At 65.4% G+C, this 18,390-nt stretch carries 15 protein-coding genes, 1 tRNA gene and 1 pseudogene; 5 read left to right on the plus strand and 12 right to left on the minus strand.

The features are described from left to right. Positions 1-215: 215 nt before the first annotated feature. Together G5A07_RS13685 and G5A07_RS13690 are read right to left on the minus strand one after the other, a co-directional pair. Positions 216-1,517, minus strand: a complete 1,302-nt coding sequence (locus G5A07_RS13685) for an aminotransferase class V-fold PLP-dependent enzyme (protein WP_191863455.1) — start codon at positions 1,515-1,517, stop codon at positions 216-218. Next, the gene (locus G5A07_RS13690) at positions 1,517-3,919 is read right to left on the minus strand and encodes a TonB-dependent receptor (RefSeq protein WP_191863456.1); all 2,403 of its coding nucleotides are present in this window, start codon (positions 3,917-3,919) and stop codon (positions 1,517-1,519) included. Before G5A07_RS13690 ends, G5A07_RS13685 begins: the two co-directional genes overlap by 1 nt. Positions 3,920-4,118: 199 nt before the next feature. On the opposite strand from G5A07_RS13690, the gene G5A07_RS13695 reads away from it, so the two are divergent. From G5A07_RS13695 to G5A07_RS13705, 3 genes are read left to right on the plus strand one after another with little or no spacing between them, the layout of a single operon-like run. Then, the gene (locus G5A07_RS13695) at positions 4,119-4,946 is read left to right on the plus strand and encodes an AraC family transcriptional regulator (protein ID WP_109814799.1); all 828 of its coding nucleotides are present in this window, start codon (positions 4,119-4,121) and stop codon (positions 4,944-4,946) included. Positions 4,947-4,959: 13 nt separating this feature from the next. Then, positions 4,960-6,039 carry an alpha/beta hydrolase gene (locus tag G5A07_RS13700; RefSeq protein ID WP_109814798.1) on the plus strand — a complete coding sequence of 360 codons (1,080 nt, stop codon included), beginning with the start codon at positions 4,960-4,962 and terminating at the stop codon, positions 6,037-6,039. 54 nt (positions 6,040-6,093) lie between these two features. Next, complete coding sequence (locus tag G5A07_RS13705; RefSeq protein WP_191863457.1) at positions 6,094-6,765, plus strand: VOC family protein; 672 nt, start codon at positions 6,094-6,096, stop codon at positions 6,763-6,765. A 1-nt stretch (position 6,766) separates the two neighbouring features. Here the strand turns inward: G5A07_RS13705 and G5A07_RS13710 are convergent, their stop codons facing one another. From G5A07_RS13710 to G5A07_RS13720, 3 genes are all read right to left on the minus strand, one after another. After that, positions 6,767-8,140, minus strand: a complete 1,374-nt coding sequence (locus tag G5A07_RS13710; RefSeq protein ID WP_191863458.1) for a TPM domain-containing protein — start codon at positions 8,138-8,140, stop codon at positions 6,767-6,769. Between the two features lie 32 nt (positions 8,141-8,172). Then, positions 8,173-10,011: a M3 family metallopeptidase gene (locus tag G5A07_RS13715; RefSeq protein WP_191863459.1), complete on the minus strand. Its 1,839-nt coding sequence runs from the start codon at positions 10,009-10,011 to the stop codon at positions 8,173-8,175. A 73-nt stretch (positions 10,012-10,084) separates the two neighbouring features. Next, a complete protein-coding gene (locus G5A07_RS13720) occupies positions 10,085-10,597 on the minus strand; it encodes a hypothetical protein (RefSeq protein ID WP_100446977.1) in 513 nt (170 codons plus the stop codon). A gap of 82 nt (positions 10,598-10,679) precedes the next feature. Between G5A07_RS13720 and G5A07_RS13725 the strand changes: the two genes are divergently transcribed. Next, a complete protein-coding gene (locus G5A07_RS13725; RefSeq protein WP_191863460.1) occupies positions 10,680-11,306 on the plus strand; it encodes a YiiX/YebB-like N1pC/P60 family cysteine hydrolase in 627 nt (208 codons plus the stop codon). A gap of 54 nt (positions 11,307-11,360) precedes the next feature. Here the strand turns inward: G5A07_RS13725 and G5A07_RS22495 are convergent, their stop codons facing one another. The 3 genes from G5A07_RS22495 to ubiA all read right to left on the minus strand — a co-directional run bounded on the left by G5A07_RS22495 (position 11,361) and on the right by ubiA (position 14,305). Further along, positions 11,361-11,522: a hypothetical protein gene (locus G5A07_RS22495; protein WP_010482135.1), complete on the minus strand. Its 162-nt coding sequence runs from the start codon at positions 11,520-11,522 to the stop codon at positions 11,361-11,363. 273 nt (positions 11,523-11,795) lie between these two features. After that, positions 11,796-13,220, minus strand: a complete 1,425-nt coding sequence (locus G5A07_RS13735) for a TIGR00366 family protein (protein ID WP_191863461.1) — start codon at positions 13,218-13,220, stop codon at positions 11,796-11,798. A 191-nt stretch (positions 13,221-13,411) separates the two neighbouring features. After that, positions 13,412-14,305, minus strand: coding sequence for a 4-hydroxybenzoate octaprenyltransferase (gene ubiA, locus G5A07_RS13740; RefSeq protein WP_191863462.1), 894 nt, complete (start codon positions 14,303-14,305; stop codon positions 13,412-13,414). A gap of 149 nt (positions 14,306-14,454) precedes the next feature. Between ubiA and G5A07_RS13745 the strand changes: the two genes are divergently transcribed. After that, positions 14,455-14,531, plus strand: a tRNA-Arg gene (locus tag G5A07_RS13745). An 82-nt stretch (positions 14,532-14,613) separates the two neighbouring features. On the opposite strand, the gene G5A07_RS13750 is transcribed toward G5A07_RS13745, so the two are convergent. From G5A07_RS13750 to G5A07_RS13765, 4 genes and pseudogenes are all read right to left on the minus strand, one after another. Next, the gene (locus G5A07_RS13750; protein ID WP_191863463.1) at positions 14,614-15,051 is read right to left on the minus strand and encodes an adhesin; all 438 of its coding nucleotides are present in this window, start codon (positions 15,049-15,051) and stop codon (positions 14,614-14,616) included. Continuing rightward, positions 15,048-15,545, minus strand: coding sequence for a hypothetical protein (locus G5A07_RS13755; RefSeq protein WP_262405893.1), 498 nt, complete (start codon positions 15,543-15,545; stop codon positions 15,048-15,050). The genes G5A07_RS13750 and G5A07_RS13755 overlap by 4 nt, the downstream gene beginning before the upstream one ends. Before the next feature lie 1,127 nt (positions 15,546-16,672). Beyond that, positions 16,673-17,944 (minus strand): annotated as a pseudogene (locus G5A07_RS13760) (RHS repeat-associated core domain-containing protein); the annotation flags it as partial. 53 nt (positions 17,945-17,997) lie between these two features. After that, the coding region (locus tag G5A07_RS13765; protein WP_223107679.1) for a hypothetical protein at positions 17,998-18,390 on the minus strand (393 nt) is incomplete at its 5' end.

The raw sequence follows: 18,390 nt of genomic DNA on the forward strand, positions 1-18,390 counted from the left end.
CATCCACGCATGGCGTGGATCTACGGGACCCGCTTCGGTAGATACCAACTTTGGTTGGCAATGCCCGTGCACGCCACGCGTGGACGGAATGTGCCGACCAACGGTCGGCACCCACCAGGCCGGAGGAGGATCGGTAGTGCCGGCCGCTGGCCGGCGGAAGATTCCCCGGCACGGTTGGAATGTGCCAACCAAGGTTGGCACCTACCAAAGCAGGGTCAGGCCAGGGCGGAGAGCGCCTGCACCAGCGCATCCATCTGCTGCGGCCGGGTGAACACCGACGGCGTCACCCGCACGCAGGCGCCGGAGTCCAACCCGTCGCGATGCGTGGTGAACACGCGATGCTCGTCCAGCAGGCGCTTCTGCAGCGCCATGTTGTCTGCCACGCTGGTGCGCCCACGCAGACGGAAGCTGGCCAATGCGCTGGCCAGCGCCGGATCCGGCGAAGACAGCACTTCGATATGCGCCATCTGCCGTGCCGGCAGCGTCCAGCGCTCGCGCAGGTAGCGCAGGCGCGCCTGCTTGTTGGCCACGCCGATGCGCTGGTGCAGCGCGATCGCTTCCGGCAGTGCCAGGTAGGCGGCGAAGTTGACCGTGCCGGTGTGTACGCGGCTGCCCACGCGGCCGTCGTCGGTCTCGCCCATGTACGGGTCGAGGTCCGCAACGCGGCCCCTGCGCACATACATCGCGCCGACGCCGACCGGTGCACCGATCCACTTGTGCAGATTGATGCCAACGAAATCAGCCTTCAACTGCGGCACCGCATAGTCGAGCTGGCCGAACCCGTGCGCCGCATCGACAATCACGTCGATACCACGTGCGCGCGCACGCTCGGCGATCTCCGCCACCGGCAGCACCAGCCCGTGGCGATGGCTGACCTGGGTCAGCAGCACCAGCTTCAGGCGCGGCAACCGCGCGAATGCGGCCTCGTAGGCCTGCAGGATCTGCGCGTGGTCCGGCACCGCCGGCAGCGCGATACGCTCGACTTGCACGCCACGGCGCTGCTGCAGCCAGCGCATCGCGCCGATCATGCTGTCGTAGTCGATGTCGGCATACAGCACCTGGTCGCCGGGCTGCAGGCGGTTGTAGCCGCCAATCAACGCCAGCATCGCCTCGGTGGCGCCCCGAGTCAGTGCGATCTCATCCGCACCCACACCCAGCAGCTCGGCCACCTGCCGCTGTACTGCCAGGTACTGCGCCGGGAATTCACGGCGGCCGTACCAGGCGTTGCCACGGTTCACTTCAGCGGTGTGGCGCTGGTAACTGGCCAGCGTCTCAAGCCCCATCGCGCCCCAGTAGCCGTTCTCCAGATGGTTCACTTCGTCGGTGATGTCGAAGTGGCTGGCCACGGCGGTCCAGTAGTTTTCATCGCGGGCCAGCACGTCCGGCGCCACGGTCGTTGCGGGAATCTGCATGGGTGCAGCGTAACGCGCGGCAGCCGTGGCGGGCAGTGAAGACAGTGCAGCTGCAGCCGGCAGCAAGGTGCCTGCACGCAGAAGGGAACGGCGGGCCGGGTCCATCAGAAGCTCAGCCGGTACTGCGCGTACAGATTGGCACCATCGGTGTCGTACGGCGCGTTGCGCGAGTAGACCAGGCCGCGGCTGGCCTGGAACGTGGCCTCATCCGGGTAGCGGTCGAACACGTTGTCGGCACCCACGCGCAGGCTGTGATGTTCGTTGATGCGATAGCCAACAGCCAGGTCGAGGAAGCTCATCGCGCCGAAGCGCTGGTAGATGTCGCCCACTGCATTGCCGCTGGAGTCGGTCCAGGCCCCGTAGTAGCGCATGCGCGCCATCAGCGACCAGGCGCCGATGTCCCAGCTGCCGGTCAGGCTGCCCTTGTGCTCGGGCAGGCGGTCTTCGAACAGCACGCGCTGGGTTTCGTTGGTCGCCACCGAGGTGCTGCCGTTGTCCACGCGGGTGCGGTTGTAGTTGTAGGCCAGGGTCAGCGTCATGCGGCCTGCGCCGAGGTCGCGCAGGTAATTGCCGACCACGTCCACGCCGGTGGTGGTGGTGTCGAAGTCGTTGGTGAAGTAGTTCACCGAGGTATAGCCCAGCGGATTGGGCGTACCGGCCGGAATGGCGAAGCTGGCCGACTGGCTGAAGCGGTCGGTGAGCCTGATCTGGTAGACATCCACCGAACCGGACAGGCCCAGGTCGGTGCGCCAGGTCAGGCCCAGCGAGGCGGTGCGCGATTCTTCGGGCTTCAGCGGCCTGGCACCGAGCAGCTGCGCCAGCGGATCGTTCGGCGACAGGCGGCCACTGGTGAAGATCTGCAGGGTGCGCGTGTCCAGGCCCTGGGTGGTACTGGTGGTGTTGAGCTGCGCCGGCGTCGGTGCACGGAAGCCGGTGGACACGGTACCGCGCAGGGCTACGTCCGGCGTGATCGCGAAGCGCGCCGACAGCTTGCCGTCCAGCGTGCTGCCGAAGCTGGAGAAATCCTCGTAGCGGCTGGCCGCACCGATGCTCCAACGCTCGCCCAGAGGCACTTCCATATCCACATAGGCCGCCTTGCTACGCTGGCTCCACTGCCCGGCCTGGCTGGCGGAGAAGCCCGGCGCGCCGTTGGAATTGGCTTCCAGCCCCGCCGCCGCGCCCGGGCCCACCGCGTACGAGGCCGGATCACCGGCACGCACCTGATAGGTTTCCTGGCGGAACTCGGCACCGAAGGCGACGTTGATCGGCTTCGACAGCGCAGCCACGTCCCATTCGTAGTTGAAGTCCGCATTGGCGTTCTTCTCGGTCTGGGTCAGCCGGCCGAGGTCGAAGGAGGTCGGGCTGTCCGGGCCAAGCGATGCGTTGATCGAGTTGTCCAGGCTGTAGTCGATGGCATTGCGGCCATACGAGGCGCTCAGGTCCCAGCGCAGCTTGGGGGTGATCTCACCGCGCAGGCCAGCGACCAGCTGCAGGTCGTTCTGCGTGTTGCCGTACTGCGGACTGAAGCCTACCGGATACAGCGAGCGCAGGTTCCAGCCCGGGAAGATGCTGGTCGTACGGTACGCGCCAGTGGTGGTATCCGGGTTGCGCCAATTGAAATCGCTGACGCCATCGCTGTGGCTGTACAGGCCGAAGGCATACAGCTCCAGGGTGTCGCTGGCATTGGCCTTCAGGTTGAAGCCCACGCGGCGGCTTTCCAGCTCCGGCTGGCCCCAGCGCTGCACCGGATTGGGCACATCCAGCTCGGGGTGCGCGGCCTGGAAGGCGATGGCGTCGGGACGCTGGCGGGTGCGCGAGGTGGCGTCGGAGTTGGACGATTCGGCGAACAGGGCCAGGCTGCCGTAGTCCCCCAACGCCCAGCCGGTGCGCGCACTGAAGTCACGCGAGGCACCATCGCCTTGGGCGTACTGCGAATAGCCGGCGGTGATCCCGGTGCCCGGGCTGTCTTCCAGAATGATGTTGATGACGCCGGCGATGGCATCCGAACCGTACTGCGCCGACGCACCATCGCGCAGCACTTCGATGCGCTTGATGGCACTGGTCGGGATCTGCGCCAGGTCGGCGGCCTGTGCGCCGCGGTTGCCGAGCAGCGCGCTGCGGTGGAAGCGACGACCGTTGACCAGCACCAGGGTCTGGTCCGGCGACAGGCCACGCAGGGTGGCCGGACGCACGAACACCTGCCCGTCGGCCATCGGCAGGCGCTGCACCACGAACGACGGCACCAGCTGCGCCAGCACGTCCTTCAGGTCGGTGGATTCAACGGACCTGATGTCTTCCTTGGTGAACACGTCTACCGGCGCCAGCGTTTCGAACTGGGTGCGGTTGAAGGCACGGGTACCGGTGACCAGCATCGCATCGAGCTGGGTGGGCACGGCACGGCTACCGCCTGCGGCGTCGATCGCATCGGCCTCCGCTGCGATCGCGCCTCCTGCGCTGGCCATGGAAAGGGCAAGGAGGATGGAACGCGAAAGCTTCGAACGATGCACAGCAGGGCTCCGGGAGGACGCGACAGGGCCAGCACCTGTGCGGACACAACAGGCCTGGACAAGGCGCGCAGTCTCGGCCCGATGTGTGAAGGAGGCATGACGTAAGTACGACAGCTTGATGCCGCACAGGCGCAAGAACTGCTAAGCGCCGCGCCTGCCGATCCGCTACTGTGCCGGCATTGGATTCGGGGAAAGGCAGATGAGCGCGGCGGGCAAGGCGTTGTGGTACATCGAAACCCATGCGGACCGGCCATTGGCACTGGCCGATATCGCCGCTGCGGCGGGACTGTCACCCTTCCATCTTTCACGCCTGTTCCAGGCCCGCACCGGTACCTCGGTGGTGCGCTACCTGCGGGGACGGCGCCTGACCGCCGCCGCGCAACGATTGGCCAACGGTGCGGGCGACATCCTGCAGGTCGCGCTGGGGGCCGGCTATACCACCCATGCCGCGTTCACCCGCGCCTTCAGTGAACAGTTCGGGCAGACGCCGGAGCGCGTACGCGAACAGGGCACCGATGGGCTGGCGCTGGTACAGGCGATCCGCGTGGATGATGCGCCGACGCCCTGCGGTGAAGCGCCGCGGCTGCTCGACACGCCCGCTTTCCAGGTGGTGGGCATCGGCATGCGGCATAGCCGCGACAGTGGCGGCGCGATTCCCGGCCAATGGGCGCAGCTCAACCGCGAATGGCCGACGCCCGCACCGATCAGCTTCGGTGTGTGCTGCAACAGCGACAACGATGGCGGCTTCGATTACATCGCCGCACTGCCGGCAAGCGTGGTGCCGAGCGTGCCTGCACACTGGCAAAGTGTGCACATTCCGCCGCGTCGCTATCTGGTGGCCTGGCACGGCGCGCACATCTCGACCATCCGCTCGACCTGGTTCTGGCTGCTGGATCATTATCTTCCTGCGTCCAACCTCAGCCTTGCCGATGCACCGGATCTGGAATGCTACGACGCCCGATTCGATGAGCACACCGGCAACGGCGGCGTGGAGATCTGGCTGCCAGTCGACGAACGTCCCAACTGACAAGGAACTGAAGATGCGCATGACGGTTGCTGTGCTGGGAATGATCCTCATGGTCTCCACTGCCGTGGCCGATGCCAGCGAGACGCAGGCAGCCGGCGAGCGCCACGGCGCCACCACGGTGGCCAGCGCGGCTGTACGCGATGCGCAGCACCACGACGCGCTGCGCTACACGGTCTGGTACCCAGCGCTGGCCGGCAGCCGGGAAACCGCCCTGACCATCGGCCCGCCCGACGCGCCGCTGTTCGACGTCGGACGTGCCGCGATGGAGGCTCCCGTCGCGGGTGATCGCCTGCCAACGCTGCTGCTCTCGCATGGCAACGGCGGCAGTGCGCGCATGATGGGCTGGCTGGGCACCGCGCTGGCGCGGGCCGGGTATCTGGTGATCGCGGTCGATCATCCAGGCAACAACGGCATTGACACGATGACCCTGCCCGGCAGCATCCTGAGCTGGTTGCGTGCGGATGACCTGCGCGCCGCCCTGGCGGCCGTGCGGGCCGATCCAGTGCTGGGCCCGCACGTCGATCCTGAACGCCTGGGTGTTGCCGGGTTCTCGGCCGGTGGCTACACGGCACTGCTGGCAGCCGGTGCACGACCGGACCTGCAGCGACTGCTGGCCTTTTGCACCGCACATCCGGATGACGGCGTCTGCCGGCCTCAACAGGAGGCCGCAACGCACTCAATGGAAGCGCGCGTTGCCGCTGCGGCCTCTCCAGCACTGGCGCCATGGATCTCCCAGGCCAACGACGCGCGCGCGATTCCCGGCGTGCGGGCGGCATTCCTGCTGGCTCCGGCGATCATCCAGGCCTTCGCGCCCGAGCAGCTGTCCTCGTTGCGGCTGCCCGTGTCGATCGTGCTGGGTGAGGCTGACACGGTTGCGCCGCCACAGACCAATGGCGCGGCCGCCGGGGTCCTGATTCCGGGCGCGGAACTGCAGCGCTTGGCCGATGTGGGCCACTATGATTTCCTGGCCGCGTGCACCGCGACCGGGCAGCAGCGGCTGCAGGACCTGTGCACTACGTCGGTGCCAAAGGCACAGACCCACGCGCAGGCAGTGGATGCAGCGATACGGTTCTTCGACCATTCGCTGCGCTAGTGGCCGCCGGGCATGGCCTGGCGCTACAGTGGACGCGTCCACGGAGAACCGATCATGCGCCTGCTGCACCTCACTCTGCCAGTATCTGACGTGGGTGCCGTGGCCAGCTACTTCCACGATGTGCTGCAGCAGCGCGTGGTCGGCAATCATGTGCACATCGGCTGGAGCACGATCGAACTGCAGCCCGCTGAAGGACGTCCGCTCGGTGGCGTGCACCTGGCGTTCAACGTGCCGGACAACCGCTTCGACGAGGCGATGACCTGGTTGCGCGAACGCACGCCACTGCAGCGCAATCCGGCCGGGTTGGATTATTTTGCTCTGGAAAGCAGCTGGCAGTCGCAGTCGGTGTACTTCACCGGCCCCGATGGCTTGATCCTGGAACTGATCGGCCGCCGCCGCTTGCCGGCCAGTGCGCATCAGGGCGCCTTCCACGGCAGCGAGCTGACCTGCCTGAGCGAGGTCGGCCTGCCCAGCCACGATGTCGACGCTGTGCGCGAACAGTCCAGCCTGCGGTTCGGCCTGCAACCGATCAGCCTGCCTTCGCCGCAGTTCGCGCCGATGGGCGACGACGAGGGCCTGCTGATCGTGGTCGCTGCGGACCGGCGCTGGTTCCCCGAGCAGAAGGACCTGCCCAATGCACAGGGCCTGTTGCTGCAGGTTGGCGACGTGGCCGGCCCGGGCGTTGTGGAGGACGCTGCACTCGGCTGGCGGGTACAGGCGACCTGATCTACCAGCTGCCGGACGCGCCGCCTCCGCCGCTGCGGCCACCGCCTCCGGACCAGCTGCTGGAGCTGCTCGACGACGAACTGCTGGATGACGAACTGGACGCGCTGCGTTCGCGGCGTGACGAAACCCGGCCACGTGCGCGCTCGCCCGGCAACATGGTGAACAACCCTACGAAGTACAGCAGCACGCCACACACACCTGACACAATCATCGCCAGCAGCCGTGGATCGTCACCTTCGGCACGATGGATCGCCAGCAACGCGCCCGCGGCATAACCGAGGGTCAACAGCACCAGCACCGTCATGCGCACGACGAAGCTGCTGCGGTTCTTCTTCCAGCGTGCGCGACAGGCCTGCACCAGCAGGAACACCATCAGGGTGACAACACCCGCGGCGGCCTGCAGCAGCAGGTGCCGGGCCAGGCTCGGCGGCAGCTGGCCACGAAGCAGCGCCTGTACCAGCAAGACCATGCTGAGTACCAGCATGCCGCACAGGACGATGCGCACCCCGCGGCTGCGACGCCAGCACCAGCCGAGCAGGGCCGCCACCGGCACGCCCAGCGCCATCACGAAGCACAGGCCCGCCAGCAGGTGGCGTGGCAGCAGCAACGCCACGGACAGCGCGCCTGCGGCAACCACCGCTGTCAGCAGCATCGGACGCCCCCAGGCCGGCAAGGTCGGCCAGCTCGGCCTCGGTGCCGACGCATTGGCGGCCAGTGCCTTGCGCCGCCGCTCCCGACGACTGCCGCTGAAATCGTCCTCGGTCTTCGCTGGCGGGAGGGGCGGCGGCGAGCGCCACAGCCCGGCCAGGAAGCCGGCCAGCAGGGTCAACGCCACCACCGAGTCTGCGCGGCGCCAGTCCGCAGGCAGCACATTGCTGGCCGACGGCGCTTCCCATGCAGGCAGGTCCTCGCCTTCGATCAGCGCCACCATGATCGTCGTGCCATCAAGCACGCCCTGGTCGAAATCACCCTCACGAAAGCGCGGCACGATCGCGTTGTCGATGATGCGAGCGGCGTACGCGTCTGGTAGCGCACCTTCCAGGCCATAGCCAGTCTGGATGCGTACGCGGCGATCCTGCACCGCCACCAGCAACAGCACACCGTCGTCGACACCGGCGCGACCCAGCTGCCATTGATCAAATACCCGCTGTGCGTAGGGCTCGATGCCCTCGTTGCCCACGCTGGGTACCACCAGCACCTGCAGCTGTGCACCTTTCCGCACCTGCAGCTGCAGCGCCTGCCTGCGCAGGGTGGCGCGGGTTTCAGTGGACAGCGCGTTGGCCGTGTCCACCACGGGATCGTCCAGCGCCGGCACCGGGATTGCCGCCAGCGCCGCCATCGGCAGCAGGCACAGCAGCAACAACAGGCATGTCATGGCTGCGGCCTGCTGTCCTGCCCGCAGCATGCTCACGTACCCTGCCCTGCCTCGATCCGCGCATGCAGCGCCTGCAGCTGTGCCACCGTCTGGTTGAACACCTGCAGATCGGCATCCACCAAGGCCGCCCAGTCTGGCGCGTGCCCCAGCAGTTGCGCCACCTGCTCGTCCGGCGCGCGATCGAAGCCTTCGCCAAGCACGGCAAGATAACGCTCACGGAACCCGTCGGGGTCGCGCTGGTCCTGCACATACAGCTGCACGGCCAGCAGCCCCGCATACAGGTAGTTCACCAGATAGTTCGGGTCTTCATACATCAGGCGCTTGCCGATCCAGGTGTTGCGCAGCTGCGGGTAGCGCTCCGGTTGCTGGCCGAAGCGCGCCAGCACCTGCCCGGTCAGCGCGTCCAGATCATCGGCGGTGCCCAGCGTACCGGCGGCAACGCCCTGGTAGATCGACTGCTCCAGCTGCGCTTCCTCGGAAGAGGTGAACAGCTGCAGCACCATGTCGTCCAGCAGCGACTTCAGGTAATAGGACTTTGCACGCGGGTCCTGTGCCTGCTGGTACAGCTGGTCGCGGAAGCGCAGCTCGTTGTAGATCGCGAACGCCTCGGTCAGCCACTGGCTGCCATTGCGCTGCAGCGGCGACGCATGACCGCGCTGCATCCACTCGCCATGCACGGCATGACCCGCTTCATGCGCGATTTCGACATCGCTTTCCAGATCGCCACGGCGCACGCCAACGAACAGCATTGCCGGCACACCGGGAGCGCTCACCGGGAACGCGTCCTGGCTGCGGTCACCGCGTTCGGTGGCCAGATCCATACGCTGGTTGGCTGGATCGAGCAGCGCGCGCAGTTCGGCGACGTACGCTGGCCCCAGATGCTGCATGGCATCGGCGGCGTTGTCGCGCAGCTGCGCCAGCGTCAGCACTGGTGGCGTGTAGCCGGCATCGGGCACGGTGGTATCCCAGATCTGCGGCGCGTCGATGCCCGATCGCGCAGCGTGGCGTAGCAGCATCTCCTGGTAGGCGCGGCGGTCCCCCGCGTGCTGCTCGATCGCCACCAGCGTTGCATTCACTACGGCGGTATCCAGACCCATGCGCTGGTAGCCGTGTGCCGGCGCCGAGCCATCGCCCTGCAGGCGTGCGGCCGCGTCATTCACCTGCACCAGCCCCAGCAGCACCGAAGCCATCGGCTCACGGCGCGAGTGCAGCCCCTGCCAGTAACCCTTCCAGCCTGCCTCGCGCAGGGCACGGTCGGGCTGCTGGGCCAGCGCCTGCTTGTCGCGCCCCGTGTCCCAGTGCCGGCCGCCGTGCTCGATCTGCGGGTACTCGGCGCTGCGCAGGATCTGCCCGCGCAGGCGCGCGAAGCTGTCCAGCGCCGGATCGGCCAGTGCCTCCACGGCCTCATCCAGCGCGGCGTTGGCCGGGGTGGCAGCTTCCTTCAGCGCGCGTGCGCGCAGGAAGCCATACGGTGCTGCCCACGCTGCATCTGCGGGTGCCTCGCGCAGTGCGGCGCGACCACTGCGGGCGATGCGGCTGCACAGCCCCGCTGCCTGCTCCATCGCCTGTGCCGGGCGAAGATCGCGTGCGTTGCGGGCGGACTGGAGGTGCAGGTAGGCGAGATGACGCAAGCACTGCGCTTCCAGGGCCTCGGCCTGCCGGAAGCGTTCCGCCGGTGCAAGGGTGGAAACCTGCTGCAGGGCCTCGACGCGCTTGCCCAGCGCGTCACGCGCGGCCTGCTCGGCGGTGGCATTGGCGAAGTAGGCGCGGTCATCGGCATGCACCGACTGTGCCTGGGCGCCGCTGAAGGGGGCTATCGCCAATATGGCGGCGACGGCGGCGGTGGTGGTTCGCTTCCTGAAAGCCTGCATCGGCGTCTCCCTGCCTGGACCAGGGATCGAGCCTAGCAGCCACTGGCCCGCCGCGCCTGTGCCGGATCAGGCTTCAGATCGACTCGTCCTCACGCTTGACCAGCGTCCAGCACGGCGTCTGCGCAAAGGTATAGGTCTGCTGGTCGCTGCTGTCCGGTATGCGGATCTGCACCTGCCGCTGTCCATCTGCCAGGGGGCTGACCTGCATTTCGCGGCCCTGCCCGGCCAACGCGGCTGGATCGGGCATCACCGGCCACTCGACATCGGCCAGCGCCAACCGGCTTTCCACCTTGCGCGGTTCCGGCTCGGCCTCCGCATCGATGTAGCTGTCCAGCAGCGGATCGGCAGTGGTCTTTTCCTGCAGCGTGATCTCGTTGCCGAAATGCTTCAGGAACGTATCGAATTCCGGGTAGGGGCATTCACTGGCTGCAGCCACAGGTGTGGGCTCGGTGGCGCTGGTCGCCGGCGCCGCTGCGGCAGTCACGGCTTCGGCCGCTGTCTGTGGTGGCTGCGGCGCCGGCGTGCAGGCAACCAGCACCGCGCCGCAGGCAAGCACCAGCAGTGCAGGAGAAGGGTATCGACGCATGGGCTCATCCTGAATCCGGTCCGGTCGCTCCATGCTACCGCGCACCCTACAATTCCGGCATTCCGCCTGTCCGAGAGTCCTCATGCATCGCCTCCTGCTCCTGATCGGCCTGCTGCTGCCCGCCCTGTGGCCGGCCGTGGCGTTGGCCGTCGATGTCCACGAAGGCGACCTGCTGTTCGTCACTGCCGGCCGCAGCGGCCTGAGCGCGGCCATCGACGATGCCACCGGCACGCAGGGCGCACCCAGCTTCGATCACGTCGCCCTGGTCGCCTCGGCGCCGAAGGGCTGGGAGGTGCTGCACGCCGACGAGAAGGGATCACGCCGGCAATCGCTGACCGAGTTCCAGCAGGACGCCCACGCCAAGCAGCGGCAGATCGTGGTCTATCGCCTGCGCGCGCCGCAGCAGGCGGCCATCAAGGATGCGGTCGCCACCGCGCGCACGATGCTGGGCAAGCCCTACAACACGTCGTATGTGTTGAAAGAGGACAGCTATTACTGTTCGGACTTCATCGAGCGTGCGTTCCGTGCGCACCGCGTGTTCGCATTGCAGCCGATGAACTTCCGCAACCCGCAGACCGGGCAGATCGCCCAGCACTGGGTCGATCTTTACCGCAGCATGGGCATGGACGTGCCGCAGGATCAGCCGGGCACCAATCCGAACGACATGTCGGCGGCGCCGGTGCTGCAGCGTATCGGCGTGCTGGAATAAGCAAAGCCCCGCACGGGACGGGGCTTCGCCGATCACGTTGCACGCGCAACGCGATCATTCTTCTTCGTCGTGGCCGCCCTGCTGCTGGTTCTGGTTGCGCTTCTGCTGTTCCTGCTGCTGTTGCTGCTGCTGGTCGCGGCCACGGCCCTGCTGCTGATCCTGCTGGTTCTGCTGGCCCTGCTGCTTCTGGTTCGGGTTCTGGTTCTGCTGTGCCATGTCCGATCTCCAAAGCCACACGCGGAATGCGGTGGACGTGGCCATCGTCTGCAGCGAATGGTTAATCACGCGTGGGTGGGCGGCTACATCTGTGTGTACGCCTGTGAATGAACGCGCAGAAGCCCTTGTGGCACAAGCGGCTGAAGGATTCATGCGGGTTCGGCATGTGCTCATGCCGTCATCGGCGTTGCACGCATTCATGGCGCTCGCAGCCGGAAACACGCGCTGAACGAGGCTGGCTTCCCGGCTCACGCAGGGAAGCCAACGCTGCATTCAGGGCATCACCGGCGGCACGTACGCCAGGGTCATCCCCAGCAGCCACAACAGGCCCAGCACCAGCGGAATGTGCACCAGCAGCTGGATGAAGGTGAAGCCGACGATGTCGCGTGCCTTCAGCCCCAGCACGCCCAGCAGCGGCAGCATCCAGAACGGATTGATCAGGTTCGGCAGCGCTTCGGCGGCGTTGTAGACCTGCACCGCCCAGCCAAGGTGCGCCTTCAGTTCGTTGGCGGCCTGCATCACGTACGGCGCCTCGATGATCCACTTGCCACCACCGGAGGGTACGAAGAAGCCCAGCACGGCCGAATAGACACCCATCACCAGCGCGAAGGTATCGGTGCTGGCCACCTGCACGAACAGGCTCGACAGCCGGTGCGCCAGCGTCTGCCCATCGCCGCCAGCGGCGTGGGTGAGGATCATCGCGATGCCGCCGTACAGCGGGAACTGGATCAGCACGCCGGTGGTGCTGGGCACCGCCTTGGCCACCGCGTTGAGGAAGCTGCGCGGGCGCCAGTGCAACAGCAGGCCCAGCGAAATGAACAGGAAGTTGTAGGTGTTGAGGTTGGCGATGGCGGTGACCACCGGCTTGTTGGCGAACTCGTTGAACAGCCAACCGAACGCCAGCAGCGAGAGCAGCGCGGTCAGCAGCGGGCTGTATTCCAGCCATTCGCCCGGGCGCGTGCGGCGCTGCAACGGCTCCGGCTCGGCCTGCGCGGCACCGGGGAAGTCTTCGGCGGTGCGAGCGCTGCCTTCGGCCGGTGCGGTCAACCAGGCGATCAGCAGCGAGACCAGAATCAGCACCGCAGTCAGCGCGATCGACTGCCACAGGAAAATGGTTTCGGTAAACGGCAGGACGCCGGTAATCTCCACCAGGCCCGGCGGCATGCTGGCCGGGTTGGCCTGCAGCTGTGCGGCCGACGAACTCAGCCCCATCGCCCACACCGCCCCTAGGCCGAGGTAGGCCGAGGCGCCGGCGGCGCGATAGTCCATGCGCAGTTCGGTGCGGCGTGCCAGCGCGCGCACGAGCAGACCGCCGAACACCAGCGAGAACCCCCAGCTGAGCAGCGAGGCCAGCATGCTGACCAGGCCCACGTACACCACCGCACCACGCCCGGTGCGCGGCACCCGGGCCAGGAAATCGATGAAGCGAGCGACCACCGGCGCGGTCGCCACGGCGTAGCCACCGATGACCACGAAGGCCATCTGCATGGTGAAGGGAATCAGGCTCCAGAAGCCGTCGCCGAAGGCGCTGGCGGTGGCCTGCGGGGTCGAGCCGAAGCCCATCGCCGCCAGCGCGACGATGACCACGCCCAGCACCGCGAACACGTACGCATCGGGGAACCACTTTTCCGCCCAGGCCGCCGAACGCAGCGCTGCGCGCGCCATCCAGCCGTCCTGTACTGCTGCCGTCGAGGCCATCGCCTACCCTCCCAGGTTCGATGGATCGATTCTGGGCGGTGGGGTGCAGGCTGTCAGCCACCTATTGGTCGTAGGTGGGGGAGGGCCCGGCGCTGTGCGCCGCCGCCCGAGCATGGGCTCGGGCGCTACGGATATCCGGTTTCGGGGGGGGGGGCCACCTGTAGAGCCGAGCCCACGCTCGGCTGCGCGTCTCAACGCAGCGCCAGGTCCACGGCGATGCCGGCAAACAGCGCGGCACCCACCCAGTTGTTGTGCAGGAACGCCTTGAAGCACGGGCCGCGCTCGCGGTTGCGGCAGATCCAGAACTCGTAGACCACCAGCACCGTGGCCACCGCCACGCCGGCCAGGTAGTAGCCGCCCAGCCCGCCGCGCACGCCAACCAGCGCCATGGTGGCCAGGAACAGCGCGTACAGCACGCCCTGGATGACCAGGTCCAGGTCGCCGAACAGGATCGCGGTGGAGTGCGAGCCCATCTTCAGGTCGTCCTCGCGGTCGACCATGGCGTACCAGGTGTCGTAGGCGGTGGACCACAGGATGTTGCCGACGTACAGCAGCCAGCCCAGCAGCGGCACTTCGCCCTGCACGGCGGCGAACGCCATCGGGATGCCCCAGCCGAACGACATGCCCAGGTAGACCTGTGGCAGATGGGTGTAGCGCTTCAGGTACGGGTAGCTGGCGGCCAGGAACACGCCGATGAAGCTCAGGCCGATGGTCAGCCCGTTCAGGGTCAGCACCAGGCCGAAGGCCACCAGCATCAACACCGCGAACAACGCCAGCGCAGCGCGGCCACTGATCGCACCGGTGGCCAGCGGACGCGCCTTGGTACGCTCCACATGCGGGTCGAGCCAGCGGTCGGCGTAGTCGTTGATGACGCAACCGGCCGAACGGGTCAGCCACACGCCGGCGGTGAACACGAACAACGTCCACAGCGGCGGCAGGCCGCCCGCAGCCAGCCACAACGCCCACCAGGTGGGCCACAGCAGCAGCAACGTGCCGATCGGGCGATCAGCGCGCATCAGACTCCAGTAATGCCGCCAACGCGGCGTCGCCGGCGACTGCGGCGAAATGAGGGGGGTATCAGCCATGGCGATAGGATACTCCTGCCCCTCCGGCAGGGCTTTGCCCGTGGGGGGAGATTTGTTCGGCGAAACTGGATAGAATGCCGGTCCCGCACCGCCTCATGGCGCTGCGATGCCCGCCCCGGCACTGGCCGGTGGCGCGGCGGTTCTACAACGCGCCCGTAGCTCAGCCGGATAGAGTAGTGGCTTCCGAAGCCATTGGTCGGGGGTTCGAATCCCTCCGGGCGCGCCATTTTCCCTTCATTGCCTGTCCGCAGTATCCCAACCGAGCAATGCTGCGATGTCACGAGGTATCCGGCACGCCGCCAGGAATGTCAGGGAATGAACGTTGCCGAGCGATGCTCGCAACCGGCAGTGTCCTGTACCACGATGGAGTAATTCGCGCCCGCGCTGGATGCGCCGGGCAGGAACAGGCCATCACCATCGAACAGAACGCTCTGCTGTTCACCCTGCCCGATCGCTCCCGGTGTGATTTCCTCAAGGATCACGTTGTAAGGCCGCCAGGCATCCTCGCCTGTGCGCCTCATCTCTGCGCGAGCGGTCCTTGAGTTCAACCTGCGTCTTTCATCCACCCACAGCTGAAGCGGCTGATCAGCATTGTGGGTGATCTGGAAGCGCCCGTAGGTCAGTCCGCCGACTCTCTCGGTGCCGACGTAGGTGAAATGGGCCGGCGGACACTTCGTGGTGCGGTTCGGATGCGCCGCGCAGGATGTCAGTGCAACCACGAGGCAAAAGGCAGTCAGGCGCTTCATGGGTTCGAGGCCTGATGTGAGTTGTTGTCGCGGCGGCATGCAGCGGTGAGGGCAACCAGCACTACGCCCCAGAGCGGCGTGAGCAGCACGACGCTCATCACCGTCAGCGAAACCGGTACCTGCCAAAGCAGCGATGGCCTGAACCCGCTGAATCTATAGACTTCCAGTACAAGCACCACGACCTGGGCCAGAAGGCCCGCGAGCAGCCCCAAGCCAGCCCCCTTGGCAAGCCGCCTGATGGTCAGGCGGCCGCCGGCGGCAACCCGTGCGCCAATTCCCAGCAACAGAAGGCTGACGGCATACAGCCAGAAGAAAACTTGATGTGAGTCGAAGGCGTAAAGCGTCCTGCCCACAAAGTGCAGGAACAGCCAGAGTGCTCCACACGACACCGCGTAGGCCAACCCATACCGAAGAATCCGCCTGGCTTTCATCTTGTACCTCCCCGAGGCGTGCAGGCCGATCGCGTTCTGTTGTGGAGGAGCGCGGGAGCTCATGCACCTTGCCTCCTGCTTGGCGGCCTACTCACGCAGCCCATCGCGCAGCGCTCGAGAGTACCTGCCTGCCCGAAGTCACTGTCGACACCGAGCCGGGAAAGCAGTTCGCTGAGTACAGGATCCATGATGTTCATCGAGCTGCACGCACGGTAGAGCCCATTGCGTTGGCCCGATGGTGGTCCGTCCTGTAATCCATCCCTTCGTCAGCTCCCTGCCGGCCTACATGCCCCGCAACCTGCCCCAGCTCAAGCCAAGCGGTGCCTGCGCCGGGGGGTGATGCCCTCAATCGATCAATGCGCCACAACGGCCAATCGCTCCGCACCCACGATGGATTCGCATGAAAAAGAACAGCCCGTCCCCATCTGGCCTAGCGGTCTACTGTTACGCCTGTGATCGATAGCTCGATCGTCCCGGGAAGCTCTGCTCAAGAATCATGATTTGACAGGAATCAACCGGCCTTCCCAAGCGCCCTCTACTAGAAGTGCAATCTTCTGCGCCGACAGAGGCCTCAATGAAGACCACGGTGTCGCCAAGCCGCTCAACAGCTGCAATCTATGCCCCCGCCCGCAAACACACCAACAGAGCGCTCGCAAATGAAATTCCCACTTTCCTATTCGCATCTCAGACCCACACACATAAGAATCTTCAAAGCGCTCCTGAGCACCCTCCGAAGACCTTGGCAGGCCTCTTACTCAGGCTCACAGCAACCACTCGATGCACCTGCTCCCCACAACTTCCCATTACCCCATACAAGATGAGAATCCCACTGTCATTTACGTAGCCGACAAAATTTCCGCCTCCTGCATCCGAGGCCGCTCTGACGAGATAAATAGTCTCCCCCTCTGCCGGCACTAACCCATTCAACTGTAGAGGCGCGAATTTCTCAGCAGCATCCGATGCGTGAACGATGCTCAAGTTTTGAGCGAGCATCCACTGAGCAATCGAATTTTCACTCTGCGGATTCAAGGTGGCCAAGCGATCACTCCGAAGTGTCGTGGAGTTCCCAGGAATGATCTCATCCGATGAAACATCCACCCAATCTGAACTCCATTCAGCGTGTTTGAACTGACTAGTGCTACAGCCTCCTAGCAATGGAAGAAGGAGCGCAGCCACGCGTAGATTCCCTATCATTTGCACCTCAATCTCTTCTTGATAGCGTCCCGAACCCTATCGTCTGGAACGCCCAGATGCTCTGCCATGATGTTCCCCTCCCACCCCGGAACGGGCTTAGTAGAACGAGAGGGCGCCTGTGACACCACATCGTACATATCAAAACGACCATCGTACTTGAATTTCATCAAATGCCCTGCCTCGTGCGCAGCTGCCCACTCAGTGTTTCCTGCATACCATTTACCGACACTGCCTCCGGTTACAGTCGATACCCCCTTCCCCAGCGGAACCTCAACACGGTTTAACCGCCCTTTCTCCGGCTGGCTAACAGTGACTGTAAATCCGGGCGCAGACCAGGTCGATTCAATTGCATTTATCATTTTACTCAGAGTCTCAGGAGTAGCTCCCTCACCACTGAAACGAATAGGGATGTCGATCTGAACTCCGCCGTCCACACAAGTGCAATTGGCCAGCAGTCCGAGCGGATCAGCTGCCCGCACTGGATCAGCTGATACATAGGAGAAGGTGGACACTCCCCCATCCAACCCAATCGGATCACTCTGCGAATAACGGCCCACCGCCGGGTCGTATTGCCGCTGGTAGTTGTAGAACAACCCACTCGCATCCGTCGCCTGCTGGCCCGGGAATCGCAGCGCCAGTTCAAACGCCACGCCATCGCCGTCCGGATCGGCACTCGGAATCTGGTTGCCGAACACCTCGCTCTTGTTGCTCCACTCCCAGATCGAGACATTCCGTACCGGATCGATCACCACGCGCGGCGTACCTAGGTGATCCGGTTGGACGTAGGCCAGTTCCGGCACGCCGGTACTCGGCACATTGATCAGCGCCACCGGGTAGTTGTCCAACCAGATGGCCTGCTGCTGCGCCTGGCCCGTGGCCGAGTAGTTGCCCAGCCACTGCCCTGCCTCGTCGTACAGCGTGATCTGCGCCGCGCCACCGGTCGGGGTGCGCAGCACGCGCTCTCCACGATGGTTGTAACCGTAGCTTTCCAGCACGGCATCACCCTGCTTCACCGCCTTCATGCGGTTGGCGTCGTTGTAGGTGAACGCCATGCTGCCGGTGCTGGTAGTGTTGCCCGCTGCGTCAGGGTTGCGCGCGTCGCCATCGGTCAGTCGGTGGCTGGTTGCGGGATAGGTGTAGCTGGCGGTGCCTGCCGAGGTGGTGAGCGCGGTGCGATTGCCGGTGGCGTCGTAGACGTAGGTTTCAATCGGGGTGCCGGCCGTCCCATCCTGGGTCTGGATAAGGCGGCCCAGCGTGTCGCAAGCGTAATTGGCCTGCGGGACAGAGCATAGCGCAATGGCTTCAGACTAACGGAAGAGGATCAGCGCATAGTCCAGATCACGATCAGGGGAATCAGCGATATGAGATACACAAGGAACGAGAACCAGAACACCAAGAGGAACAACTTGCGCACTCCTGATGCGCCGTTATGAACCCGCTTCCATCCGCAGATCGGATACTTGGTTAAGAAATGATCTCGCTCCAGGATCGCAGGTCTGCCAAGGGTGTCCCACAGATCAGGGGAATTTCTCTTTAACTCCCAAACCAGAAAAATTCGCGAAACGAAAGCTATCAACAGCGTTGCGATAGCGAGCATGCAAAGGGCTTCAAAAACTGATTCTAATGACATCCGCAGTCGCTCCAGGTAACTCCATTCCCCATGAATCTGCTTCGCCCAATCAGGTAGCTCGCCGAGGCATCCCACCCTCCCTGC

Source organism: Stenotrophomonas sp. AS012628, from assembly GCF_010608305.1.
Lineage (GTDB): Bacteria > Pseudomonadota > Gammaproteobacteria > Xanthomonadales > Xanthomonadaceae > Stenotrophomonas > Stenotrophomonas geniculata.

What these genes read in the sequence shown, in the direction of transcription:
- G5A07_RS13685 (WP_191863455.1), bottom strand. Translation starts at nt 1,517, where the DNA reads ATGGACCCGGCCCGCCGTTCCCTTCTGCGTGCAGGCACCTTGCTGCCG.
- G5A07_RS13695 (WP_109814799.1), top strand. Translation starts at nt 4,119, where the DNA reads ATGAGCGCGGCGGGCAAGGCGTTGTGGTACATCGAAACCCATGCGGAC.
- G5A07_RS13700 (WP_109814798.1), top strand. Translation starts at nt 4,960, where the DNA reads ATGCGCATGACGGTTGCTGTGCTGGGAATGATCCTCATGGTCTCCACT.
- G5A07_RS13705 (WP_191863457.1), top strand. Translation starts at nt 6,094, where the DNA reads ATGCGCCTGCTGCACCTCACTCTGCCAGTATCTGACGTGGGTGCCGTG.
- G5A07_RS13710 (WP_191863458.1), bottom strand. Translation starts at nt 8,140, where the DNA reads ATGACATGCCTGTTGTTGCTGCTGTGCCTGCTGCCGATGGCGGCGCTG.
- G5A07_RS13715 (WP_191863459.1), bottom strand. Translation starts at nt 10,011, where the DNA reads ATGCAGGCTTTCAGGAAGCGAACCACCACCGCCGCCGTCGCCGCCATA.
- G5A07_RS13720 (WP_100446977.1), bottom strand. Translation starts at nt 10,597, where the DNA reads ATGCGTCGATACCCTTCTCCTGCACTGCTGGTGCTTGCCTGCGGCGCG.
- G5A07_RS13725 (WP_191863460.1), top strand. Translation starts at nt 10,680, where the DNA reads ATGCATCGCCTCCTGCTCCTGATCGGCCTGCTGCTGCCCGCCCTGTGG.
- G5A07_RS22495 (WP_010482135.1), bottom strand. Translation starts at nt 11,522, where the DNA reads ATGGCACAGCAGAACCAGAACCCGAACCAGAAGCAGCAGGGCCAGCAG.
- G5A07_RS13735 (WP_191863461.1), bottom strand. Translation starts at nt 13,220, where the DNA reads ATGGCCTCGACGGCAGCAGTACAGGACGGCTGGATGGCGCGCGCAGCG.
- ubiA (WP_191863462.1), bottom strand. Translation starts at nt 14,305, where the DNA reads ATGGCTGATACCCCCCTCATTTCGCCGCAGTCGCCGGCGACGCCGCGT.
- G5A07_RS13750 (WP_191863463.1), bottom strand. Translation starts at nt 15,051, where the DNA reads ATGAAGCGCCTGACTGCCTTTTGCCTCGTGGTTGCACTGACATCCTGC.
- G5A07_RS13755 (WP_262405893.1), bottom strand. Translation starts at nt 15,545, where the DNA reads ATGAGCTCCCGCGCTCCTCCACAACAGAACGCGATCGGCCTGCACGCC.